Annotated in this window: 15 protein-coding genes; 4 read left to right on the top strand and 11 right to left on the bottom strand. The window is 61.9% G+C overall.

What is annotated here, in order from left to right; translation table 11 throughout:
- Window positions 1–16 precede the first annotated feature (16 nt).
- The gene (locus HB376_RS17010) at window positions 17–631 is read left to right on the top strand and encodes an HAD family phosphatase (protein WP_213764837.1); all 615 of its coding nucleotides are present in this window, start codon (window positions 17–19) and stop codon (window positions 629–631) included.
- Between the two features lie 176 nt (window positions 632–807).
- Here HB376_RS17010 and HB376_RS17005 read toward each other — a convergent pair whose 3' ends face one another.
- Window positions 808–1,665, bottom strand: coding sequence for a LysR family transcriptional regulator (locus tag HB376_RS17005; protein WP_213764836.1), 858 nt, complete (start codon window positions 1,663–1,665; stop codon window positions 808–810).
- On the opposite strand from HB376_RS17005, the gene HB376_RS17000 reads away from it, so the two are divergent.
- From HB376_RS17000 to HB376_RS16990, 3 genes are all read left to right on the top strand, one after another.
- Window positions 1,601–2,671: an NAD(P)-dependent oxidoreductase gene (locus HB376_RS17000; protein ID WP_346730510.1), complete on the top strand. Its 1,071-nt coding sequence runs from the start codon at window positions 1,601–1,603 to the stop codon at window positions 2,669–2,671. The genes HB376_RS17005 and HB376_RS17000 overlap by 65 nt on opposite strands.
- A gap of 21 nt (window positions 2,672–2,692) precedes the next feature.
- Complete coding sequence (locus HB376_RS16995) at window positions 2,693–2,917, top strand: hypothetical protein (RefSeq protein WP_213764835.1); 225 nt, start codon at window positions 2,693–2,695, stop codon at window positions 2,915–2,917.
- Window positions 2,918–2,989: 72 nt separating this feature from the next.
- Window positions 2,990–3,940 (top strand): alpha/beta fold hydrolase, encoded by a 951-nt coding sequence (locus HB376_RS16990; protein ID WP_213764834.1) that lies wholly within the window; start codon window positions 2,990–2,992, stop codon window positions 3,938–3,940.
- Window positions 3,941–3,945: 5 nt separating this feature from the next.
- Here HB376_RS16990 and HB376_RS16985 read toward each other — a convergent pair whose 3' ends face one another.
- The 10 genes from HB376_RS16985 to HB376_RS16940 all read right to left on the bottom strand — a co-directional run bounded on the left by HB376_RS16985 (window position 3,946) and on the right by HB376_RS16940 (window position 24,269).
- Window positions 3,946–4,473 (bottom strand): GAF domain-containing protein, encoded by a 528-nt coding sequence (locus HB376_RS16985; protein ID WP_255631395.1) that lies wholly within the window; start codon window positions 4,471–4,473, stop codon window positions 3,946–3,948.
- Window positions 4,474–4,559: 86 nt separating this feature from the next.
- On the bottom strand, window positions 4,560–7,022 hold the full coding sequence (locus tag HB376_RS16980; RefSeq protein WP_213764833.1) for a penicillin acylase family protein: 2,463 nt from the start codon (window positions 7,020–7,022) through the stop codon (window positions 4,560–4,562).
- 17 nt (window positions 7,023–7,039) lie between these two features.
- Window positions 7,040–7,807: an ATP-binding cassette domain-containing protein gene (locus HB376_RS16975; protein WP_255631408.1), complete on the bottom strand. Its 768-nt coding sequence runs from the start codon at window positions 7,805–7,807 to the stop codon at window positions 7,040–7,042.
- Window positions 7,808–7,884: 77 nt separating this feature from the next.
- A complete protein-coding gene (locus HB376_RS16970; RefSeq protein WP_213764831.1) occupies window positions 7,885–9,573 on the bottom strand; it encodes a cyclic peptide export ABC transporter in 1,689 nt (562 codons plus the stop codon).
- A gap of 195 nt (window positions 9,574–9,768) precedes the next feature.
- Window positions 9,769–11,799 carry a Fe(3+)-hydroxamate ABC transporter permease FhuB gene (fhuB, locus tag HB376_RS16965; protein ID WP_213764830.1) on the bottom strand — a complete coding sequence of 677 codons (2,031 nt, stop codon included), beginning with the start codon at window positions 11,797–11,799 and terminating at the stop codon, window positions 9,769–9,771.
- Window positions 11,796–12,737, bottom strand: coding sequence for an iron-siderophore ABC transporter substrate-binding protein (locus tag HB376_RS16960; protein ID WP_213764829.1), 942 nt, complete (start codon window positions 12,735–12,737; stop codon window positions 11,796–11,798). The genes fhuB and HB376_RS16960 overlap by 4 nt, the downstream gene beginning before the upstream one ends.
- Window positions 12,734–20,479 carry a non-ribosomal peptide synthetase gene (locus tag HB376_RS16955; protein ID WP_213764828.1) on the bottom strand — a complete coding sequence of 2,582 codons (7,746 nt, stop codon included), beginning with the start codon at window positions 20,477–20,479 and terminating at the stop codon, window positions 12,734–12,736. Before HB376_RS16955 ends, HB376_RS16960 begins: the two co-directional genes overlap by 4 nt.
- Window positions 20,480–20,540: 61 nt before the next feature.
- Window positions 20,541–22,805, bottom strand: coding sequence for a TonB-dependent siderophore receptor (locus tag HB376_RS16950; RefSeq protein ID WP_213764827.1), 2,265 nt, complete (start codon window positions 22,803–22,805; stop codon window positions 20,541–20,543).
- 153 nt (window positions 22,806–22,958) lie between these two features.
- Window positions 22,959–23,213 carry a phosphopantetheine-binding protein gene (locus HB376_RS16945; protein ID WP_213764826.1) on the bottom strand — a complete coding sequence of 85 codons (255 nt, stop codon included), beginning with the start codon at window positions 23,211–23,213 and terminating at the stop codon, window positions 22,959–22,961.
- Between the two features lie 48 nt (window positions 23,214–23,261).
- Complete coding sequence (locus HB376_RS16940; RefSeq protein WP_255631394.1) at window positions 23,262–24,269, bottom strand: TauD/TfdA family dioxygenase; 1,008 nt, start codon at window positions 24,267–24,269, stop codon at window positions 23,262–23,264.
- Between the last annotated feature and the right edge of the window lie 16 nt (window positions 24,270–24,285).

The raw sequence follows: 24,285 nt of genomic DNA, 5'->3' as shown, positions 1-24,285 counted from the left end.
CCGCGAGGCCGACAACATGACAGCATCCCCCGCGCTGGTCCTGTTCGACATGGAAGGCGTACTGTCTCACTACGACCGTTCCGCACGCGTCGATCATCTGTCGGCCGTGTCAGGTCAGCCGCCCGACGCCGTGCGTCACGCCATCTGGGGGTCCGGACTCGAAGCGCGCGCCGATGCCGGACAGATCAGCGACGACGAGTATCTGAGCGCATTGGGCGACCTGCTAGGCTGCCCCATCAGCCGCGACGACTGGCTGGCTGCCCGGCATGCATCGATCACGCCTTATACGGAAGTGCTCGCACTCGCCGCAAAAGTGGCCGAACGCTGCCGGATTGCGGTGCTGACAAACAATTGCCGCCTGGTCACTGATTACATCGGCTATCTGAATCCTGCCGTCGCGCAACTCTTCGGTCCTCACGTATATGCATCCGCATCGTTCGGTGCAGCGAAGCCGGCAGCTCAAGCCTATCTTCGTTGCCTCGAGCAACTCGGCGTGGGCGCGGACCAAACTCTTTTCATCGATGACACGGACACCAACGTAGCCGGCGCGATCAATGCCGGTCTGCACGGATACAAGTTCGTCAGCGCCGAAGCGTTGGCAGAAGAACTGGAACGTTGGCAGTTGCTTTAGCGCGTGCGTTGCCAATCCTGATCGGCTTCAAACGCAGACAACCCCGCGTCACTATTTCCCAAATCAATCGTCCGCGCGCCGCCGATGGAAGCTGTAGATGCCGCACATCGAGCAGGAATAGCGGCGTGCCTTCGTGGTCTTCGTCTATAGGTGTATTGCAATGCCGTTGCACATGCTCAAGACCATCGCAACACACCGTCGCGAACATATTGCGCGAATGCTCGCGCCGCCGGCCCGCCGTTGGCCGGCAAATGCAGACTGATCGCAAAGTTCGGCAGCGCCGGCATGCCGGTATCTGTATTGAGGATATCCATGTCGGCGGGGACGGTAGACGCCAACCATGCCGTGATCGCGAGGTCGCTTCTCACCGTCGCCGTTGTCGCCTCGATGTTGCCGCTCTCGAACACGCTTCGCCATTCGAGATTCTTCTCGCGAAGTGCTTGTAGAACCACCGGCCTGAACGCGCAGGACTCCGCCACGATCGAGACCGGCAACGGCCGCTTCAGATGCGCCATTCCCCCTCTTGCACCCACCCACACAAGTCGTTCGACCCGCAGGCATTCGCCCGCCGCTTCGTCCGTGGCGGCTTCTATGACAGCCAGGTCGAGTGAACCGCTGGCAAGCGCCCTGGAGAGCTCAGGCGACGTTGCGCACATGAGCGATATCTCCACGTAAGGACAGGCCTCCGCGAACGCCTTGAAGATGGGCGGGAAGCACGTTCCGACGAGGTCATACGGCACGCCGATCCGCAGCGGTCCCTGTAGCGGACGCGTTGCCATATCCGCCCAGATTTCGTCGTTCATTCCAAGCAGGCGTTTGGCCTTGCCCAGAAAACGTTCGCCGATCCGGGTCAGCTCAAGGCGACGTCCCTCTCGTTCGAACAGACTGCAATCGAACGATTCTTCGAGCCGCTTGATCTGCTGGCTCACCGCCCCTTGCGTCAGATGAAGGCTGTTCGCGGCCACGGTCATGCTGCCGTGGTCCGCCACAGCGACGAAGGTCCGCACGAGATTGATGTCGAGATTCTGGGTCATGGACATATTATGGATCGTAATGCGTTGCATCAATAAGTATCGATTCTCTAATGCGAACTGGCGGAATACAGTGCGATTCACGCTTTGTCACGCCAGGGGACCCATCATGAGCAACGCCATGACAACACGGACAGTCGGTTTCATCGGACTCGGCGCGATGGGGGAAGCGATGGCGCTGAACCTCGCGAAAGCCGGCACGCCGCTCGTGGTCTGGAACCGCACGCCTGCGAAAACCGGGACCCTCGTCGCTGCCGGCGCAGAGCTCGCACAAGATGCGGCTGAGGTGTTCGCGCGTGCCCCGACCGTCATCCTGATGCTGGTCGATGGCGCCGCCATTGACGCGGTCCTCGAACGTGGCTGCCCCGCCTTCGTGTCCCGCGTACAGGGCCGTACGATCGTCCACATGGGCACCACCTCCCCGGCCTACTCGCGTGGTCTGGAAGCCGATATCCACTCGGCTGGCGGACATTACGTCGAGGCTCCCGTGTCAGGATCGCGCAAGCCCGCCGAAGCGGGCCAGCTTGTCGCCATGGTGGCGGGCGATGCAGATGCCGTAGAAGCCGTCCGCCCGCTGCTCGCCCCGATGTGCCGCGAGACCATGGTGTGCGGGCCTGTTCCGAACGCTCTGCTGATGAAACTATCGGTCAACCTGTTTCTGATTGCACTCGTCACGGGGCTGGCCGAAGCCGTGCATTTCGCCCAGCGCAACGGCCTCGATCTCAGCCAGTTCCTGGCCGTGCTGAATGCCGGCCCCATGGCGAGCGATGTATCACGCGTGAAGGCGCCGAAACTCATCGACCGGGATTTCGCGGTGCAGGCCGCAATCTCCAACGTGCTGGAAAACAACCGCCTGATCGCTGAGGCGGCGCGTGAAAACGGTATCGCTTCCCCGCTGCTGGACGTCTGCCACGCGCTCTATGGCGAAGCGCTTGGACTGGGCCTCGGGGAAGCAGACATGGTCGCCGTGCTCAAGGCAATCGAAGCGCGCAGCGGCCTGCAACAATGATTGGTTTCTTCCTGACTGGTCTTGTACCCGCTGCTCACATGGTTTGTTCTCGGGTACGTGATGGCGCTCGATCCGTTCTGGGTGCAAGCAGGCGTTCTGATTGCGTGCTTGCCCTCAGCCGGGAATATCTACATGCTCGCGCAGCGGTATGACGCCGATCGGCAACGAGTGTCGGCGGCCATTCTTTTGTCCACGATCGCCAGCGTGATGACCTTTCCGTGCGCCGCATGGCTCGTCCTTCGGTAAGACTTCCGTGCCCCACCGATGAACGACTGTATATTCAAGCTATCGACGAACTCCCCGACGAGAAAAACAACTATGAGTGATGTCCAGCCTACGCCGGTCACGATACATGCCGATGACGGCTACGCGCTGAAGGGCCAGATATGGCGCCATCACGATGCCCCCGATGCGGGCGGACCCAGGCCCGTGGTCATCATCAACCCGGCCACATCGGTCCGATGCAGCTACTACTCGCGCTTCGCCGCGTTCCTGCACACACACGGATTCGATGTCATCACCTACGATTATCGAGGCATCGGCGGGTCTCGCCCGGCGTCGCTTCGCAGTTTGCAAGCAGGATGGCTGGACTGGGGACGTCTCGATTTCGAAGCCGTATTGCGCATGGCATCCAGCACGTTTGCTCGCCAGCCTGTACAGGTCGTCGCCCATAGCATAGGCGGCGTCCTGGTGGGACTGGCTCCGTCGAATCATCTGATTGACCGCGTTTTCACCATGGGCGCGCAATTCGCCCATTGGCGCGACTACGCCAGTCATAAACGATTCGGCATGCTGATCAAATGGCACGTAATCATGCCGGCGCTCACGGCTGCACTCGGCTATTTTCCCGGTGGCACGCTAGGCTGGATGGAAGACACCCCGCGCGGCGTGGTGCGCGACTGGACCGCGCCGCAACCCAGGTTCGAGGATGCATTCCGGCACGGTCCGCACGCCCTGACGGAAGCAGAGCGCGCGACGCTGGTCAAAGGTTTCGCCGCATTGCATGCGCCAATACTCGCATTCAGCGTAACCGATGACGAATTTGGCACGGTATCGGCCATCGAACGTTTGCTTGCTTACTTCAGGAACAGCCCGATCACCCATCTGCGTATTCCGCCCGAAGCGATGGGGTATCACGAGATCGGCCACTTTGCGTTTTTCCATAGCCGCTTTGAAACGTCGCTATGGCAGATCCCGCTCGAATGGCTGAAGGCTCGCTCAGTGCGTGCCGACCTTGCAGGGTTTGTCGTCAAGACTAACGCTCGATGAGAGCCTTACGCCGATGTCCGCGGCTCCCACGCCAGTTCCATGAATACCTGGCATAGCGCTTCCATTCCTTTGGCATCGTCCGCATCGAAGCGGCCGACCGAAGGGCTGTCGACATCCCAGACGCCGGCCAGGCTGCCGTCCTTGGCAACGAGAGGCACGACAATCTCCGATTGCGAAGCCGAGTCGCACGCAATGTGTCCGGGAAACGCGTGAACGTCCTGCACAACCTGTGTGAGCCGGGTTTGCGCGGCCGTGCCGCATACGCCTTTTCCCAGCGCGATGCGAACGCACGCCGGTTTTCCCTGGAAGGGACCCACAACGAGTTCGATGCCATCGAAGAAATAAAAACCGCTCCAGTTCAGGTCGGGCAGCGTGTGATACACCAGCGCCGAGAAGTTGGCGGCATTGGCGATGCGATCGGTTTCATCGCTGAGAAGCGAGCGCGCCTGAGCAATAAGCTCGTCATATTGCGCTGCTTTTGAACCGGTGGATTGTTGAACGGTGAAGGACATGATGGCGATGGTGTGCGCCATGACCGGTTAGGTCATGGCTGTTGGAGAAGGAAGTCATTCGACCATAGCACAGCGCGCTAAATCGAGCACGCATGCACCTTCTACGTCTATCTCGGCGCTTGCAGCGTCACTGTCGTCATGCCCGGATCGGCGGTTATGGCCTCTTCGGTGAACGGAAAGCGCAGCCATTGCTTACCGGCGAAGCGCCGGGTTGCATCGGCGAAATGGGGCGAGGCGGGGTCATCGGATTCCGAATGCGCCAGCATCGTGTCCGCTTGCACGCCATTCGCATCGAACGAAACCACTTGCAGGTAACTCGCACCGTGGCCGCTGCGATCGACGGCGTAGCCGTTTGCATCGACGGGATGAAGTGCACACATCACCGTGAAATAACCCGCTTCGTCGCAACCGCCAAAGAGCGGCACGCGCTCACCGTTCCGGTCGGCGTGCAGCAGTTCGCCACGCGTGGAGTCGAGCGCAAAACCGTAACGCTGCATAGCGAGCACCGCGCCGCCGAGCGCCTGCTGAAGAGCGGGTTTAAGCGCGGGATTGGAGGCGTCGAGACCGCGGGGCGTCGCAAGCGGCGCGGCCGGATCGAACGGCACGCGGTAGAAATGCGCCAACCCTGTCCCGTTCAGGCGACGCCAGAATTCGTCCCAAAGATTGGCGCCACGCGCCTGGGTGTTGGCGGTGCCGTCCCACTCACGCAGTACCTTGCACGCTTGCGCCAGATCCACCGTTTGCGGCTTGCCGCCGGGCGTGCCTTGCGTGACTGAAACCACCGAAGCCGATGCATCCGGCACATCGGTGCAGACCGCGTGAAGAATAGGCTTGCGGAACAATTGCTCCGACATCGACCGGCTATCGAGCACCTTCGCCTCCAGTGCAAGCCGTGTCACGCCACCCTTCTGCGCCTGTAACTCGGCCGCGAGCATGTGGCCAAAACGCGTGCGCAGCGACTGCTCCGTGCCGGTAATGCCGGCCACATGCGGGTAGCCGGTCATTGGCGCGTTGGCGTTGGTCAGCCAGTAACTGCCGTTGAAGTTACCCACATAATCGCCGCGCGCCATGCCCGGCATCTCGGAGACCGGCAATGCTCCTGCTTGCACACTCGACACTTCCACGCGCCATTCACAGGCGCTTTTCGAACCATCGAGAAACGGCACGCCGGGCGCTTTCGCAGCGAACGCCCGGCCAAGCGGCGGCGTGCAGGCCGCCGCCAGCGAATCGGGCACGTCCGGCACAGCGCCAAAGTCGGCGAACCATGCACGCGGGTCATCGCGGCCGATCGCCAGGGTGTTGACCCACGGCGTGGCTGCGAAGCGCTTCTGGATCGCGATGAAATCGTTGAGGGAGCGCGCCTGATCCCACGCCAGGAAGTTCTCGAAGGCGCGTGTGTTATCGGTATTCACGTCGCGCAACGCGAACGCGTGTTGCGCATTCCATGCGAGCGCCGGTGACATCGACGACAAATCCACGAGCGGACCAAACCGCGAGCGATACAGCGTGCGCGTGATCGGTGTCAGGCTGCCGTCGGCGTCACGAGTTTCGACCGTGACGGGCACGGGTGTCATCGGCTCGCTGACGCCATCGAAGAAATAACGCGTGGGATCGGCGGGATCGAGCGACAACTGGAAAATGCCGAAGCGCCGCGCACTCGACACGGTATGGGTCCACGCGATGTCGTTGTTAAAGCCGATCATCACGAGTGGCACGCCAAGAAACGACACGCCCGCTACATTCAACTGACCCGGGATGGTTAGCTGTGCTTCATAGAAGCGGTCAGGCCCGCGCCAGAACCAGTGCGGGTTGCCGAACAGGAGGCTTCGGCCTTCCTGCGTGACCGGCGCGCCGAACGCAAGCGCATTGCTGCCAATGCCGCGCTGCCCGCCTATGTCGAGTTGCGAAGGCGCGATATCGACGGCGCCAGTCTGCACGGACGGCGCCCGTGGCGCGGCTTTCGCGGGCGGCTGCGCGCTCGCTATCTGTGGCAAAAACCGTACAGCGCCACCGGCGAGATTGGCAGCCACGAGCCGGCGGATCATATCGTCGGAACTGATCTTGCCGACCCACGGCTTGCCTCTGCACGCCGCGTTCGCCCCGCCCATGCGTCCCGCGTCCAACTCGTCGACGTAACGGTTATAGCCTGCCACGAAACCGTCTATCAACTCGCGAATGGGCGCGGATTGAGCGGATCGATAACGTTCGACAGCGCTCGCGTCGTCAACAAAACGAAAGAAGAAATCGGCTTCAAGATTGCGCGGTTGTCCGAAGGAAGCGGCCGTTGGCGGCCGCGCATCGGCACCGAAATTCGCCGAGCGCTCGCCGCGAAACGTGACGAAGCCGTCTGCGAGCGTGCACAGGTTGTCTTGCGCCTGCACGTAGCCATAGCCATAACCGAGGCTCGCCCAATCGTCGGCCTTGATATGCGGGATACCATCTTGCGTGCGGCGAATCTCGACGCTAAAGGGCGGCTCGGCGCTCGCCACGTTTCGGGGGACTTGCACACAACCGCTCAATGTGGCTGCGGCGAACACCACCGCCGCCACGAGCCTGACAACTTGCTTCATGAGATCGAAACCTTGAATCAGTGGGCGAAACTGATGGGTGAACCGCCGTGAGGGTGCGGGACCGTGCCCATCGGAATACCATAAATCGCGCCGAGTGTGTCAGCGTGCATCAGCTCCGCGGGCGTGCCCGATGCCAGCAGGCGGCCGCCCTTGAGCGCCAGGAGATCGTCGCAGAAACGCGCAGCCATGTTGACGTCGTGCAGCACCACCACCACACCGAGCCCGCGCTCGGCACTCAAGGTCCGCACCAGTTGCAAAACCTCGATCTGATGCGCAATGTCCAGCGCCGAAATAGGTTCGTCAAGCAGCAGGCATTCGCTGTCCTGCGCGACCAGCATGGCGAGCCACACGCGCTGGCGTTCGCCGCCGGAAAGACTGTCCACCGTGCGGTCCGCAAAACGCTCGACGTCAGTCAGCCGCATGGCGTCTTCCACCTTCGCGCCGTCTTGTGCGCTGAAGCGCCCGAGCGCACCGTGCCACGGATAACGCCCCAGCGCGACGAGTTCGCGCACGGTCATGCCGTCGGCGGCGGGCGGTTGTTGCGGCAGATAGGCAACCTTGCGCGCAAACGCGCGGCCTTCCCAGTCGTCAAGCGGCTTGCCCGCGAAGCGCAGCGTGCCGCTGCCGGGCGCTTGCTGGCGCGCGAGCAGCTTCAGCAGCGTGGATTTGCCAGAACCATTGTGCCCAATGAGCCCGCATACGCGACGCTTGGGCAATTCGAGCGACAGCGGATGCAGCAGCACCCGCTCGCCGATGCTGAACGAGACCTCTTCGAGCGAATACATGGACTCGGAATCGGACTCACGAGTGGCCACGCGCTCTGCGTTCCGATCGAGAAATGCGGGGTTGGCGTTCATATCCGTTATGCCGATGCAACCGGCGCAGGTGCCTGCCCTTGCGTCTGCGGATGAATGGCGTTCGGATGATCGACGCGCAAGTCTGCGCCACGGCCGAGTTCAACGACCTGACCGTAGTCGAGCTTGATATAGCGATCGGCGAGATGGTAATAACGGTCGTCATGCGTGATGACCACGATGGTCTTGCCCTTCGCCTGAAGCTCCGGCAGCAACTGCTTGTAGAACACTTCCTTGAAGGTCGGGTCCTGGTCAGCGGCCCATTCGTCGAAGACGTAGAACGGCCGGTCTTCCAGATACGTGACCAGCAACGCAAGACGCTTGCGCTGACCTTGCGACAGGTCGGTCGTGGAAAACGCGCCGTCCTTGATCGTGACCTTGTGATCGAGTTGCAGGTGTTCAAGCAGCAACTTCGCCTGACGGTCGAGTCCTTCCACCTTCATGCCGAGCAGCGTGTCGAACAGGTAGAAGTCGTTGAAGACTACCGAGAAATGCTGGCGATAAATATCGCGGTGCGCTTCATCGACCGGTTTGCCGTTAAGCAGGATCTGGCCGCCTTCGGGCGCGTAAAGTCCCACGAGCATTTTTGCGAGCGTCGTCTTGCCGCTGCCGTTACCGCCGATCAGATAAATCAGTTCACCCGGCTTGAACGTCAGGTCGATGGGGCCCAGCGTGAAGACTTCGTTCTCTTTCTCGCGGAAGTATCGATGCGTGACCTTGTCGAACACGATGCTGTCGAAGGACTTGGCCGGTGTTTCGCGCAAGGTATCTTCGAGCGGCAGTTCGGCGTTGACCTGTTCAATGCGCTCCATCGCAACCTTCGCCGAACTGATGTTCGGGATGGCGGACAGCAGGCCTTCAATTGGCATGATCATGTACAGAAAGATCATCGCGTAGCCGGACATCACGTGCGTGCTCACCGGAAACGTACGCGCCAGCACGAACAGCGTAATGCCGATGAACGCAAAGAGAATGAAGCTGCCCCAGCTCGCGGCCGCAGCGTACAGGATGTACCCACGCGTGCGCTGGACGCGTACTGCTTCTACGTTGGTTTCCAGCGTGTCCGTCACGAACGCATTCTTGCGCTCACGATGTAGCTTGAGCTCCTTGGCGCCGTCGAAGAGCGCGCGGAAATGCTTGACGAGATCGTCCTCCTTGCGCCGCGACCCGCGCAGATGAAACAGCGCTTTCGTGTTGGCAATATGAAACCCGAGCGAGCCGATGAAAATGGTCACGACAGCGAAGAGCAGGATCTGCCATGACAGATAACCGAGATACGCGAGGCAACCTGCGATCACCGCGCCGTGCATCGCGAGCGCGGGCAGGCTGACGAACAGGATGACGATCGTATCCAGGTCTTGCGTCAGCACGGTGAGCGCTTTGGACGCGCCCTGCTTTTCCAGATGCTGATACGACGCTTCGGCAATGCGCCGGATGGTGCGCATGCGCAACGTGGCCTTGGCGCGCTGGCCGAGCTGCATGAACAAGGTTTGCGACAACGTTCGTGTGCCGAGCACGACCACGCCCACGATCAGGAATTGCCAGCCGAGTTCGACGAGCTTCGTATTCGACGCCCCAAGCGCCTGGTTAATCAGTGCGATGAGCGCCGCGTTGCCGAACCCGCTGACGAGGCTCGCCACCACCGCGACAGCCAGCACCCAGCGTGAGTTGCGGACAAGATACAGGAACAGCGACATGAAACTCCTTGTGGGGCGACGCGTGAAAACCGGGCTCAATCCCGCCAGTGAAAGGACGTAAAAAGGACGACCCGGCCGCGTCACAGAATAATTAATTTGACAAGTGAAGTCAATTAAATGCGAATCATTTGCATTATGCTACTTCACCGATAAAGCGGCCGTTTGGGTGCCTCGAGAGGGTGATCGAAACAGGCATCACGAACCGGACGCATCCCGTGGGCTGCGCTTGAACATCGTGACAATCAGGTACACGCCGCCCAGCAGCGTCGCCATCACGCCCGCCGGCATTTCCTGCGGGAACAGGACCCAGCGGCCGAGCCAGTCGGACGCGACCATCAGCGCCGCGCCCAGAGCCGCCGAAATGAACAGGAGCGGCACAGCCCGCCGGATACCGAGCATGCGTGTCATGTGCGGCGCCATGAGACCGATAAATGACAGCGGGCCGATCACGAGTGTCGCCGCCGCCGTCAGCAGCGCGCTCAGCAGCAGCAGCGCAAAACGCGCGACGGTAATGTTCACTCCCAGGCCGCGAGAGACGGCCGCGCCCAACGGCAGGATCTCAAGCCAGCGCCGGCAAAACGGCACCGCGCACAGTGCCGCCAGCGCGACCACGGCCACGACACCCGCTGCGCCCGCGCTGACGTTATAAGTCGACCCTGCGAGCAGGTTGTAGAGGACGATCACGCGGGGATCGTCGCTGGCAACGGCAATAGTCGACACTGCCTGGAACACGGCGCTGATCGTCACGCCGGCGAGTATCAGCGTGTCGGGGGCATAGGACGATTTGCGTGCAAAGAGCAGCAGCGCGCCCAGCGTAATCACCGACCCGGATGCACACCAGACAAGAAACGTCGGCAGCCCCGGACTGGCTGTCAGGAAAAGTGCGCCGGTAAGCCCCATCGCGCCGCCGGCGGTGATGCCGAGCAGGTCGGGGCTCGCCATCGGATTGCCCGTCATGCGCTGGACGATACCGCCCGCGAGCGCGAGCAACACGCCTACGCCCATCGCCGCGATTACATGGGGCAAGCGCAGGAACAGCAACGCAGCGATCTCGTCTGGGCGGCTGACGTGCCAGCCTGCAAGACCTCTCCCCACGCCAAGCGACAAGCCGATGACCACCAGCAAAAACAGTATGCAGACGCCCGTCGTCAAAGCCAGTGCACGCGATGACAGCGGAGCCGACTGGATCGCGGGCGCGTGGGTCAGGTCGGGCCGTCCTCGCAGGCGCCGCAACATGACCAGCAGCAGCGGTGCGCCCAGCAACGTGGTGATCGCGCCCGTTGGAATCGTGGTTCCGTAACGTCCCGCGAATTCTTGCGCGATCTGGTCGGCCAGCCACAGCAATGCCGCGCCGAACAACGGCGACCACAACATCCGGTCGCGCAAGCGGCGCGCGCCGGCGAGACGCGCAAGCGTAGGTGCGGCAAGTCCAATGAAGCCGATCACGCCCACGGCGCTCACCACGAACGCGGTCACGAGCAGGGTCAGGAAGAGCGCGGCGCCGCGCGTCATTCGCAACGAGACGCCCAGGCTGCTGGCGACGGTGTCTCCAAGATCGAATACGGCCATGGGACGCACGCACAGCAGCAGCAACGCCACGCACGGCGCGAGCCGCACGAGCAGTGCCAGCGCCACGCTCCAGTCGTGCTGGCCGAGCGAACCGCCGCCCCAGATCATCAGCGCGCTCAACAGGTCGTAGTGGGAGATCGCGAGCGCAAAACTCAGCGCGCCGCAGCACAGGTTGACGATCATGCCGCCGAGGATCAGCGCGAGCGGCGAGATGCCGCGTCGCGCGGCCAGCGCAAAAACAATCGCCAATGCCGCTGCGCCACCGCCCAGCGCGACCCCATCGCGGCCGGATACCAGCAAGCCGGGTGCGTAGACGGTCGCAATCGAAAGCCCCAGATAAGAGCCGGAGAAGATGCCAAGCGTCATCGGTTCGGCGAGCGGATTGCGCAGCACTTGCTGGGTCGCCGCACCAGCAAGCCCGAGCGCCGCGCCGCACAGCCACGCGACCGCGATGCGCGGCAGGTAGCCGTAATGGACAAGCAGCTGGCGCAGATCCGCCGGCGATGGAGCCACCAGCGCTTGCCACCACAACGACGCCGGCAACCGGTCCTCCAGCCTGTGCAGCGATAACACCGTGGCCAGCACGATCACAAGGCAAACCGGCAGGAGTGGCCAGCGTCGTGAGGGAATCACAGGTACGGTCGCGACGCTTTTCATGCGTGCTCCTTCGCGGCATTGGCCTGCTTACTGGCCTGCCCGAAGGCATCGACGAGCACGCGGGCGAAGAGCATCGCGGAGAGGACGCAGCCGCCGTCGGGAGGAACGCGCGGCAGGCCGATAATGCGGCCCTCGTTCGTGAATGGCATGGCCTGCCACACGGGACTGGTTTTCATCATGTTCGCAACGGATGACGCAAGCGGCTTCATGTATAGCAGGGTCGCATCAGGCACACCGCCCAGCACGTCGAAACCAGTTGTGGAGAAGGCGCCCGAGTGGACCGCGTTTTGCAGTCCTAGCGTTGTCATCAGTTCGCCATAGAAGCTGTTGGGGCCGAACACGCGCACGTGCGCTTCATCGATAAAATTCACCATGTAAAGCGGGCTGCCTTTCGCACCACCTGCACCGCTCACACCTGGAAGCGCGGCAAGCGCCGTGCGCGCGTGGCCGAGTACCGTGTCCGCTTGTGCGAGAACGGCTTCGGCGCGCGCTTCGCAGCCCAGCAAACGCGCGAGCTGCAGCGTCTCGGCACACGCTGCGGAATAAGGCGTTTTACTCGACCGGTAACGCCCGAGCGTGAGGGTCGGCGCAACCCGTTCGAGCGCGGCCCGCAACGTCGCATGGGCCGGCGAGATGATGATCAGGTCAGGCTTCAGCGCGAACAGCAATTCCATGTTCGGCTGGAACATCAGGCCGAGATTCACCACCGACGCGGGCACATCGCAGACCGTGAAATTCCTGAGGAAGTCCCGGGTATTCGCTATCCCGACCGGCACCACGCCGATCGACAACACCATCTCGGTCAGTCCCCAGTCGAGCACGACAATACGGCGCGGTGGAGCTGCGGGAACGTCGCCGGCCAGTGCAATATCGGAGAGTGCGGTTGCGGCAAGTGCGCCGGCGCCCAGCAGCGCGGAAAGCATGGCGCGTCGGTTCATCGCATGAGTTCGGAAAGGATGGATTGCATGTCGTCGGTCAAGCGGTCTTGTCCTGCCCCTGTGCTCGCGCGCGCGGTCGACACGACAGCGGCGAATGCCGCGAGCGTCGGTGCCGCGAACAATGCCGCGAGTTCGATTTCGACTGATAACTGCCGCGAAACTCGGCGCTGAACCTGGAGGCTGAAAATAGAGTCACCGCCGAGTTCGAAGAAGTTGTCGCGGCGGCCTACTCGTTCAATCTGTTCTATTCCAAGCACGTCGGACCAGATCTGCGCGATGACCGTTTCTACTTCGCCTTGCGGTGGTTCGTAGTGCCCCGTGACGGCAAGCTCCGGTGCCGGCAGCGCGTGCCGGTCCACCTTGCCATTGGGCGTTAGTGGCAACGCGTCGAGCACGACTATCGAACCGGGAACCATGTAGTCGGGCAGGACGCTGTGCAATGCTGTTTTTAACGTTGCCCCGTCGATCACCGTCCCCGTCTGCGCGCTCACGTATGCAACAAGACGGGCGCTGCCGGTGATGTCGTAAAGGATTGCTACCGCGTCCCGCACACCGGGTAGCGCAAGCAGCGCCGTCTCGATCTCGCCCAGTTCAATACGAAAACCGCGCAGCTTCACTTGATGATCGATGCGTCCAAGAAACTCAAGTTCGCCCAAGCTGTTCCAGCGCACAAGATCACCGGTCCGGTACAAGCGGCCACCCTCGTTCGCGCCGAACGAGTCCGGTATGAACTGTTCCGCCGTCAGCGCTGCACGGTTCAGATAACCCCGCGCCAGTCCCGCGCCGCCCACGTACAGTTCGCCCGCCATGCCCTGCGGCACGAGACACAACGCTGAGTCCAACACGTACGCTGTGCGCTCGCCCACCGGCGTGCCGATCGGTGCGTAGGCGCTGTCAAATTCCGATGCTCCATCCGCGCGCCACACAGTCGACGTGATCACCGTTTCCGACGGCCCATACGCGTTGAAAATCCGCTCGGGTCTCAGGTATTTCTTCACAGTTTCAAAGCCGCTTCGCGACCAGCCTTCCCCGCCGACAATGCACGTCCTGACCGATACCGCGCCTGGCTCGATCTCCTGAGCGAACGCATTGATATAGGCAGGCGGCAAGTCCAGTATCGATATTTTTTGCGCCTTTATCTCGGCCGCGAGGCGCTGCGCCGGCCAGACGGTGTCGTCGCGCAACACGATCGCCGCGCCGCTGAGCAAGGGGGCCAACCACTGTTCGGCGGCAGCGTCGAAGCTGATGGAAGCGAAGTGCAGTTGCCGGTCTTCCGGTGTGATGCCATAGCGAGTTGCAATGGCCTGACAATGCATCGACAGCGCGTCGTGCGCCACCGCCACGCCCTTGGGCTTGCCGGTCGAGCCCGATGTATAGATCACATACGCCAGGTTCCCGCCAGCGAGCTTCACGGACGGATTGCTTACCGGTTCCGCCGATACATCCAACGTGTCCAGATCCAGGCGCGTCAGCCCGGCTTCTGCAGGCAACCGTCCGTGCAAATGCGACTGCGTGATCAGCAACGTGATGCCACTATCCGCCACCATATGAGCGAGACGTTCGACCGGATACGCCGGGTCCAGCGGTACGTATGCGCCACCCGCTTTCAGGACGGCCAGCAGGCCCACGATCATCTCGACCGAGCGCGCCACTGCAAACCCGACTCGCACTTCCGGCCCTACGGCTTCCCGCATCAAACGATGCGCAAGGCGGTTTGCCCGTGCGTTCAGTTCGCCGTAACTCAAGCTGACGTGACCGAACACGAGCGCGAGCGCATTGTGTTGCTGCTGTTCGCGTGCCTCGATCAGCTTGTGTATCGGCTGTGCGTTGTCTGCTGACGCGCTGGTATGACCCAACGTCATCAGCGCTTGCCGCTGCGCGCCATCGAGCAAGTCGAAGTCAGCAAGCAGCCGGGCGGATGCGCCAGCAAACGCGTTCAGCAGGCCACCCGTTTGCTGGGCGATGTCGGCAATGTCCTGATCCGAAAACGCCTCGTGCGCAAACCGGTAGTCCAGCTTCAGAGTGTCGCCCAGCATCACGCCCAAGGTCAGCGGGTAGCTGGTTTCATCGCAGGCGCGTACGTTGTTGATCGTCAGGCCACCGGGCGATGCATCTTTCAGCGCGGTATCGACAGGATAGTTCTCGAAGACCACGACGGTATCGAACAGACCTTGCGTGCTTGCACCTGCCCAGCGCTGGATCTCATACAGCGGCGTGTGCGCGTGTTCCTGCGCCGTCATGCCTTGCTGCTGCAATTCGCGCAGCCAGTCGCCCAGCCGTTTGCGAGCATGCGGCTGCGCGATCACCGGCAGCGTATTGATGAAGAGCCCGAGCAACTGCGACGCGCCGGCGAGGCCGGCAGGCCGGCCGGCCAGAGTTGCGCCGAAGGTCACTGTCGGCTGGTTGGTGTATCGGTGCAAGAGCAACGCCCATGCGGCTTGAACCAGCGTGTTCACGGTCACTCGTTCCTGACGGGCAAATGCGACGAGGCGCGCGGTCGATGCCCGGTCCAGTTCAAACGTATGTTGGCCGTAACCGGCGACCGCCGCAGTGCCGGTCCGCTCGTAGCGGCTCGCGACTGCTGTGGCCAGCCGCGTTGGTTCCTCGATCCGTTTTACTTGCTCGCACCAGTGCGCGGCGCTCGCCTGCGCATCGTGCTTCTGTAACCAGCCGATATAGTCGCGATACCGGCCACCATGCGCGGGCAGGCTCTGTCCGCTGTAGTGGCGCAGCACCTCGCCGAGCAGCTGCGCGACACTCCAGCCGTCCATCAGCACGTGATGGTGCGTCCAGATGAAGTGATAGCGATGGGTATCGACACGCACCAGCGCCAGCCTTTGCAAAGGCGCCTGCGTTACGTCGAAACCCTGCTTGAGATCGGCTGCGGCCAGATCGTCCAGCGCAGCGGCAAGGTCGTGCCGGCCGCGCAAGTCGTGGTGGTTCAGCGGCAGTTCCACGGACCGCGCCACCCACTGCAGCCAGCCCTCGCCTTGCGGCACAAAGCCTGTGCGCAAAATATCGTGTCGAGCCGTTACCGCGGCCCACGCCGCACTGAAACGCGCGACATCCAGTCCATCAATATCCGCGCGCAACTGATTCAAGTACACGTTGCTGCCGGGTGCATACAAGGTGTGGAACAACATGCCCGATTGCATGGGCGACAGCGGATAAATATCCGCGACGTTGTTCAACGTCAGTGGCAATCGATCAAGCTCATCCTGCGTCAGATAAATTAATTCGAAGTCCGAAGGTGTTACGCCCGTTGCACCGCTCGTGCAGTGCTCGATCACGCGTTCCAGTTCCACGCGGATCCCGTCGATCAGCCCTTCAACCGTGCTCGCCCGATAACGCTCGCCGCTATAACCCACGCTCAACGTGAGTGCACCGTCCAGCACCTTGGCGCTGACGGACAGGTCATGCGGCAACGGCGCACCTTGGTCTTGCGAACGCCCAGCCGCTTCGGGCGCGGGTTGCCATGCCGACGTTGCATCAAAGCTCTGGTCGAACTGGCCGAGATAGTTGAACACCACCCGCGATGGTTCGATGCTGCCCAGCGCGTGCCGGTCCGCGTCGTCACCGAGGTACTTGAGCACGCCAAACCCGAGGCCCCGATCCGGTATCCCGCGCAGCGCTTCCTTGACGCGCCCAAGCGCCGTGCCCACATCACCCTGCGGTTCGAGAGAGATGGGATACAGGCTAGTGAACCAGCCAACCGTGCGGCTCAGGTCGAGGTCATCGAAAATATCTTCACGGCCGTGTCCTTCAAGGTCGATGCGAATGCGCTCCCTTCCGGTCCAGTTGCAAAGCGCGCGGCCCAACGCGGTCAGCAGCAGATCGTTGACGTGCGTGCGGTACGCAGCAGGTGCTTCCTGCAACAGCCGTTGCGTCCGGGCGCGGTCGAGCTTGAGGGTGACGTGTTGCTGATGAGCCACGATGTTCGCGCCGTCCGGAAAGTCGCAGGGCAGGCGGGCCGGCGTACGCGCAATGCCAAGCCAGTAATCGAGTTGCGCACGCAGCTTGGGGCTCCTCGCGTGGTCTGCGAGGCGTGTCGCCCACTCATTGCATGACGTTGTCTTCGGCGGCAATGCGACAGCTTCATCGGCCTGCAACTGCGCATACGCCGTTCGCAAATCTGCCAGCAGGATCCGCCATGACACGCCGTCCACAGCCAGATGGTGGATCACCAGCAAGAGCCGGCAGCTACCGTCGCTGACCTGTATCGTCAGCGCTCTCAGCAGTGGTCCGTGGGCGAGATCAAGGCTGCGTTGAGCTTCGTCGCAGAGCGCCGCTATATCAGCCGGCGTAGCCGCCTCGCGTACCCATAGCAAGTCAGTCGACGGTTGCTCACTACCCAACAACCATTGGCTGGCTGCGTCTTGTGTAAGGCGTAGCCGCAGCGCGTCGTGGTGCTGCACCAGCGCATGCAACGCGTGCTCCAGCAGCGCCGTGTCCAACGGCTCATTGCTCTTCAGCAACACCGCCTGGTTCCAATGATGCCGGCGCTCCATCGGCAGGTCGAGGAACCACGTTTGCATCGGCAAAAATGCCTTGGTTGTGTCCTGCACGACCGCGTTAGTGGTGACAGCGGTTGCAACAACCGGCTCCGCTACGGCAGCAAGCTGAACCACGGTCTGACGCTCGAACAATTGCCGCGGAGTCACCTTCCACCCGGCCAGCCGTACACGCTCCACAATCAGCAAGCTAAGGATCGAATCGCCGCCCAGCTCGAAGAAGTTATCGTCGCGGCCAACGCGTTCGACGCCCAGCACCTCCTGCCAGATACGCGCCAGTACCAATTCGATGTCGCCTTGCGGCGGTTCCCAGACTCGTTCCGTCTGAGAAGGCGGGGGCAGCGCACGGCGATCCACCTTGCCGTTCGGCGACAGCGGCAGCCGCTCGAGTTCGACCCACACGGACGGCACCATGTATTCGGGCAGGACGTCGTGCAGACCGGTGGCCAACGCTTCACGCTGCAGCGAATGACCCGCACGCGCCGTCACATACGCGACCAGCCGCTTACCGCCCGGCCCATCCTGCGCCACGACTACCGCTTCATCCACGCCCGGCAAGGTCTGCAATACCGCTTCGATCTCACCGGGTTCAATGCGAAAGCCCCGGATCTTGACCTGATGATCGAGCCGTCCGATATAGTCGAGTGCACCATCCTCGCGCCAGCGCGCAAGATCACCGGTGCGATACAGCCGCCCACCATCCTTGAACGGATCGGGCACGAAACGCTCGGCCGTCAGCCCCGGCCGGTTGAGATACCCGCGAGCGATTCCCGCGCCGCCCAAATAGAGTTCACCTGCGACACCCACAGGCAAACGATTCATCGACTGATCGAGCACATGCGTGCTTACATTCGCAATCGGCCGGCCGATCGGCACGACCGGATCACCTGCCTGACAAGTCCAGTGCGTGACGTCGATGGCCGCTTCGGTCGGACCGTACAGGTTATGCAATTGAACCTGTGGCAGACGTTGCAGCGCACGATCCTGCAGCGTCGCCGGCAACGCTTCACCGCTGCAGATAATCTGGCGCAGGCTCCCGCAAACGGCGCTGTCGCCGTCGAGTGAAGCGATGAAGGCTTGCAACATCGGCGGCACGAAATGGAGCGTGGTCACCTTGAAGCGGTCGATCAGTTCAACCAGCCTCGCAGGGTCCCGATGATCGCCCGGCCCGGCCACCGCCAGACGCGCGCCGGTCATGAGTGGCCAGAAGAACTCCCAGACCGACACATCGAAACTGAACGGGGTCTTTTGTAAAACAGTATCAGTGGCGTCGAGCGGGTATGCGGCCTGCATCCAGGCCAGCCGATTGAACAATGCGCCGTGACGATTGGCAGCGCCCTTCGGACGTCCTGTCGAACCCGACGTATAGATCACATAGGCCAGGTTTTCCGCGTGGAGAGGAACGTCCGGGCAATGCAGCGATTCACCTGATGTATCCAGCACGTCGAGTTCGAGCACCGTGCATGCATCGCCCGACGGTAAGAGCGCGTGCAAGCGTTCGCTAATGGCGCGCTGCGTAAGCAACAGCTCTACGCCACTGTCGCCGATCATGTAGGCCAGCCGCTCGGGCGGATAGTCGGGATCGAGCGGAACGTACGCGCCGCCAGCCTTCAATATGGCCAGCAAGCCGACCACCATCTCTATTGATCGTTCGAGGCCGATACCGACCTTTACTTCCGGTCCCACGCCAAGCTTCACTAGCCGATGCGCGAGTTGATTGGCGCGTTGGTCGAGTTCGCGGTACGACAGTACCTCATCGCCGAACAAGAGCGCGGGCGCATCGGGTGTCTTTATCGCGTGGCGTTCGAATAAACGGTGAACAGGCTCTGCTTCGCCAAACTCCGCAGCTTGCGTGCTCCAGGCCGAGAGACGGGCTAGTTCCTCGTCATCGATAAACGCAATCTCCGCCACCGGCCGATCTGGGTCTTCGCAGAGGCCGATTAGCATTGCTTCGTAATGGCGTCCAAGCCGCGCGATAGTTTCAGCGCGATATAACGCGCCGTCGTAACGTGCGGTACACGTAACGGCGTTGGCACTCACGCGGATATCCAGGCTCAGGTCGAATCGGGCAACCTGACTTTCCGTGTCGACCATATCGACCTCGAGACCGGCCAGTTCCAACTTCCCCGAAGCGGCAGCGCCCTGCACGTTGAAGAGCGTCTGGAACAGCGGGTGACGATCGGCCTCTCGCCGCACGCCTAACGCATCGACGAGCGCGGCCAGCGTGACGCTGCCATGATCGAGCGCGGCGCGGGTGTCGTTGCGTACCGCCTGCAACAGCGAACGTCCGGTCATCGAAGGCTGAACGCGCGCGCGATACACCTGCGTATCGACAAAAAGACCAATCAGGTCTTCGCCTTCTTCACGAGTTCGTCCGCTGGTCGGCACGCCGATGCAGAAATCGTCGCTGCCGGCATGGCGCGACAACACTAACTGCCACGCCGCCATTAACACGGCAAACGGCGTGCAGCGCTCGGCTTTGCAGCGCGAGCGCAGCGCGTTAGCTGTTGAGCAAGTCAGCGCGAAGGTGTGGGTGCGCGCAAGACGTCCGTGAGTCGGCGCTCGTATGAAATCGACGGGCAGTTCGAAACCTGCATGGGTCGAGCCGATGTATTCGGTCCACCGCGCCAAGTCGGCGCGAGCCTTGTCGCTTGCGAGCAGGTCCCGTTGCCTCGCGGCGAAATCGGCGTACTGCCATGTCAAGTCTGGTAGCTCAGGAACCGCTTCGTCACGCACGATCCTGCCGTACGCGTGAGCAAGTTCACGCGCGAAGATCGCAGTAGACGTTCCATCGGAGACGAGATGATGGGCCACGACAGACAGCACATTCCATTGCGCCGACATTACGAATACCCGCACGCGGATCGCACCTTCTGTGGCGAGGTCGAACGGCTGCTGCGCCTCGTGAGCAAGCGCTTCTGCCAGCGCTTCGTCACGTGCATCGGCTTGAAGCGAGGAAAGATCGGTCAATGGCAACGACACATCGGCCGGAGCATCGACGATCTGAAAAGGCTTGCCATCCCGTTCAGAAAAACGGGTACGTAATGCAGCCTGCCGTGTGCGCACGACATTCAGCGCCTGCTCAAGCGCGCCGATATCGGCCTGCCCGCGCAAGTGAAAAACGCGCGCCAGATGGTAGGCAGTGGACAGTGGCGCGAGCCGCTGCATGAACCAGAGCCCTTCCTGCGCGGGAGACAGTGGCCGTGGTCCGGCTTGCTCGCCGGGCGTCATTAAGGTCGCCGTTAAGGCTCTTGCCGCAAAAGACCGCATTGGCGCCCTGCCTCCTGATGAATTACCACTGATACTTCAATCCCGCGAGTACGAGTCGACCTTGTCCCCAGTAGCAGGAACCGTTGCTGCACGACGCCATGTAAGTGCGATTGAGCAGGTTGCTTGCATTGAGCGAGCCGGTCCAGCCATGCATGGAGGGGAACGCGCGGCCGAGGTCATAGCGCAGCGCGAGGTCGACGAGTGTTGCCGACGAGGTCAGGAGCGTGTTCGCCGTATCGCCGTAGGAACCGCCGATAAACCGCAGGCCCGCGCCCGCTTGCACACCGTTGAGCAGCCCGCTGGTCACCGTATAGTCCGCCCACAGCGAGGCGGTATTACGCGGAATACCGAGCGGCGCCTTGTCGAGGTTCGACGAATTGCTCTTCGTGTTGAGCAGGTTCGTGTACGTGTAGCTGAAGATCAGCGCGAGGTTATTGGTCAGGCTCGCATGCGCTTCGACTTCGAAACCCTGGGACCGCACTTCGCCGGTCTGCACCTGGAAGTTGATGTTGTTCGGGTCCGTCGTCAGCACGTTTTGCTGCGTCAGGTGAAACGCCGATACCGTAACAAAACTGTTGTAACCCTTCGGCTGGTACTTCACGCCGACCTCGTACTGCTGGGCGGTAGTCGGTGAGAACGATGTACCCGAGAAGGTCGAACCGACCTGCGGCTGGAACGACGTCGTGTAGCTGGCGTAAGGCGCAAAACCATTGTCGAACTTGTACACACCACCCGCACGCCAGGTGAACGCGCGGTTGAACTGTTTCGTCTGCGCACCGTTCACATACGACTGGCTATCTTCGTTCGTCCAGTCTTCGCGCACGCCCAGCAGGAACGACCACCGGTCGATGTCGAACTGGTCCTGAGCATACGTGCCAAGCTGCTTGACCGACTGCTTGTTCGACGTGCCCAACTCGAAGGTCGGATATGGAATGTACTGGCCGTATTGCGGATTCGTAATGCTGAGCGACGGCACATTGTTGTCCGCCGATGCGAAGAAAACGTGGTCGAACTGGGTATTCTGGTAGTCGACACCCACGGTCGCCGTATGCGACACCGGTCCCGTGTTGAACCGCGCGGTCGCCTGGTTGTCGAGCGTGTGCGAGTTCAACCGGCCGCTGTTCAGATACGCCTCGCGCGCCAGCTCCGTACCGTTGTTTATATAGCCCAGATCGTCGGCCACATATTGAACGGTCTGGCTGTTATGCAGGAAACGATAGCTCTGCTTGAAGGACCAGATGTCGTTCAAGCGATGATCCAACTGGTATCCGATCGACTCCTGCGTCTTGCGGAAACTGTCGAAGTCCGGCTCGCCCGGATAGAAACTGCGCGGCAACTGCGACACACCGGTCTGAATCGTGCCCACCACCGGCACGCTGTTATAGATACCCGCTTCGGGATCGGCCTGGTAGTTGGCAAAGACCGTGAACGTGGTGTCTTTCGTCGGTTTCCACGTGATGGTCGGCGAAATCGCGAAGCGCTGCTGGTTCACGTAGTCCGTTTGCGTGCCGGTATTGAAACCGTCCGCCGTCAAACGGTAAAGCACTTTGCCATCCTGATCAATAGGACCACTGAAGTCGAAGAACCCTTGCAAGCGTCCATAACTGCCGGTCTGGATTCCGACTTCGTGCAGCGGCTCGGCTGTCGGCATCTTGCTCACAAGGTTCACCGTGCCACCCGGCGAACCTTGTCCGTACAACACCGACGCCGGTCCGTGCAGCAGCTCGATACGCTCAAACATATACGGATCGAAGCTCGTCACGTTGAAGCCGAAACCGCCGGCGGGACCGGGCGTGCGCAAACCGTTCCAGAACTCATCGACGAGAAAACCACGCGCGTACAGGTACTCGAGCGAATCCGTATTGGTGCCGCGCTGCTCCGGGTTGACGCCGGACGTGTAGCGCAGCGCCTGCGCCACGCTCTGCACGTCCTGGATGTCCATCTGGTCGCGCGTCACCACCGAGATCGCCTGCGGTGTCTTGATGATCGGCGTGTCGGTCTTGGTGCCCGCTGTGCTCTGCTTCGCCACGTAACCCTTCACCGGCCCCGTACCCGTTTCAGCATCGCGTTGACCCTTCACCACCACAGCCGGCAACTGTTGCCCCGGGCTGGCGGATGCGGCCGGCTGGCCAGATCCGTCCGTAGGCACAACAGCGTCACTTTGCGCAAACGCAGACGTCGCCAGGAACACGCCCGCTGCGATCGGCGCGAGCCGCCAGGGATTCCTTGCGCGCCCGCGCGCGCCGATACGGTCTGCGCCGCGTCGTTCTGATTGTTGTCGTGCCATGGTCTCTTGCGGTTGGTGTGGTTAGGTTTCTGAACGATAATGCGAATGCGAATGATTACTAATACGATATTATATCGAGGACAGATTTTTTGTGTGAAATTTCCCTGACTATCGTGCGGGTGTGTCGCGCGGCTGCGTCGATCGGTCGGTCAGTCAGGCGTGGTCGAGAAAGCGGGCGAGACTGGCTACGGTCGGGTGATCGAAGACGTCGCCGGGTGAGAGTTCACGGCTCAGCGTGCGCCGGATACGGGCGACCAGCTTGATGACCAGCAGCGAGTCTCCACCTAGTTCGAAGAAGTCGTCATCGTCGCCGATGGCGCCGGGATCGACCTCCAGCAGCGTGGCGAAGAGCGTGCGCAGGGCGGCGTCGAGGGCGGATTCCTGGAGTTGGGGAGTGTGTTGGTCCATGTTCTTTGGGTCTGCTTTCTGTAGGGGAATCGGAAAAACGCGCGTGCGTCAGGCGCCGGCGGAACGTGCGAATTGCGAGCGTTCAACCAGCTCGCTCATCGCCACGACAATCTTGCGCGGCCCCTGATAGGGATCGCGAGCGTGCGCGACGAGCATGTTGTCGAGCATCAGCACGTCGCCGGCGCGCCAGTCGAAACGCACCGCACAGCGCTCGTACGCCTCACCGATCAACGCGATATCGTCGTCGCTGATCGCGCTGCCATCGCCGAAATACGCGTGCCGTGGCATGCGATCGAGCCCGACCATATCGAGCAGATCCATCCGGACATCCGGCGCGAGACACGCGATGTGATGCAACTGCACCTGGTTGAAGAACGACCGCTCGCCGGTCAGCGGATGCACGATCACCGCCGGGCACACGGTGCGTGTCTGGAGCTCGTCGTTCGGCAGCCATTCGTACTGGACACCCGCCGCGTCGCAGCGTGATTCCACCGCGCGCCGGTCGTTGGTATCGAAGAATTCGCGCCATGGCACATCCAGGCCGCGTGTAAAGGTGCGTACGTACATCAACTGCTTGCGCTCGAAGGTATCCACCAGTTGCGCCGGCAACTGCCGCAGCATCTCGCGACAATCGACAATCGGTGTAGCGCCCCCCAACACAGACGCCAGCTCGCAGAAGAAAAACTGCCGACGCGGCCAGCGCGACAGGTGCGAACTTTCGTTGTGGTAGAGGATCATCTGCCGCTCGGGGTACGGCGTGGAACGATATGTATTGCGACCGCCCTCCTTCTTTGGCAGGTCGCCGTATTCGCCGTACAGCGCCGGTGAAATGGCTTCGGCGAAGGCTTCGAACGCAGCAGGCCCGGGCACGCCAAAATCGCGGAACAAAATGGCGCCATGGAGGGTGAGCCACGTCTCCAGTTCGTCTCGATGCGTGTCGATCCAGCCGGGCAAATCGTTGATCGGAACGGTCGGTGTCAGGACGATGGGCAGGCGCGTACTGGCGTTGAAAAAAGAGGTGTCGACGCGTGCGTCAGTGATCGGGGTCGCGTTCATAAATGAGGGGCTCTCG

This window comes from Caballeronia sp. dw_19 (assembly GCF_018449515.1).
Taxonomy (GTDB): domain Bacteria; phylum Pseudomonadota; class Gammaproteobacteria; order Burkholderiales; family Burkholderiaceae; genus Caballeronia.
The sequence above is the reverse complement of the archived record's forward strand: the minus strand, read 5'-3'. Positions and strand labels throughout refer to the sequence as shown.

Coding starts and splice junctions, on each gene's coding strand:
- HB376_RS16975 (WP_255631408.1), bottom strand. CDS start 7,807: ATGTATTCGCTCGAAGAGGTCTCGTTCAGCATCGGCGAGCGGGTGCTG.
- HB376_RS17000 (WP_346730510.1), top strand. CDS start 1,601: ATGCTGCCGTGGTCCGCCACAGCGACGAAGGTCCGCACGAGATTGATG.
- HB376_RS16960 (WP_213764829.1), bottom strand. CDS start 12,737: ATGAACCGACGCGCCATGCTTTCCGCGCTGCTGGGCGCCGGCGCACTT.
- HB376_RS16945 (WP_213764826.1), bottom strand. CDS start 23,213: ATGGACCAACACACTCCCCAACTCCAGGAATCCGCCCTCGACGCCGCC.
- fhuB (WP_213764830.1), bottom strand. CDS start 11,799: ATGAAAAGCGTCGCGACCGTACCTGTGATTCCCTCACGACGCTGGCCA.
- HB376_RS17010 (WP_213764837.1), top strand. CDS start 17: ATGACAGCATCCCCCGCGCTGGTCCTGTTCGACATGGAAGGCGTACTG.
- HB376_RS16970 (WP_213764831.1), bottom strand. CDS start 9,573: ATGTCGCTGTTCCTGTATCTTGTCCGCAACTCACGCTGGGTGCTGGCT.
- HB376_RS16985 (WP_255631395.1), bottom strand. CDS start 4,473: ATGGCGCACACCATCGCCATCATGTCCTTCACCGTTCAACAATCCACC.
- HB376_RS16980 (WP_213764833.1), bottom strand. CDS start 7,022: ATGAAGCAAGTTGTCAGGCTCGTGGCGGCGGTGGTGTTCGCCGCAGCC.
- HB376_RS17005 (WP_213764836.1), bottom strand. CDS start 1,665: ATGACCCAGAATCTCGACATCAATCTCGTGCGGACCTTCGTCGCTGTG.
- HB376_RS16955 (WP_213764828.1), bottom strand. CDS start 20,479: ATGACGCCCGGCGAGCAAGCCGGACCACGGCCACTGTCTCCCGCGCAG.
- HB376_RS16990 (WP_213764834.1), top strand. CDS start 2,990: ATGAGTGATGTCCAGCCTACGCCGGTCACGATACATGCCGATGACGGC.
- HB376_RS16950 (WP_213764827.1), bottom strand. CDS start 22,805: ATGGCACGACAACAATCAGAACGACGCGGCGCAGACCGTATCGGCGCG.
- HB376_RS16940 (WP_255631394.1), bottom strand. CDS start 24,269: ATGAACGCGACCCCGATCACTGACGCACGCGTCGACACCTCTTTTTTC.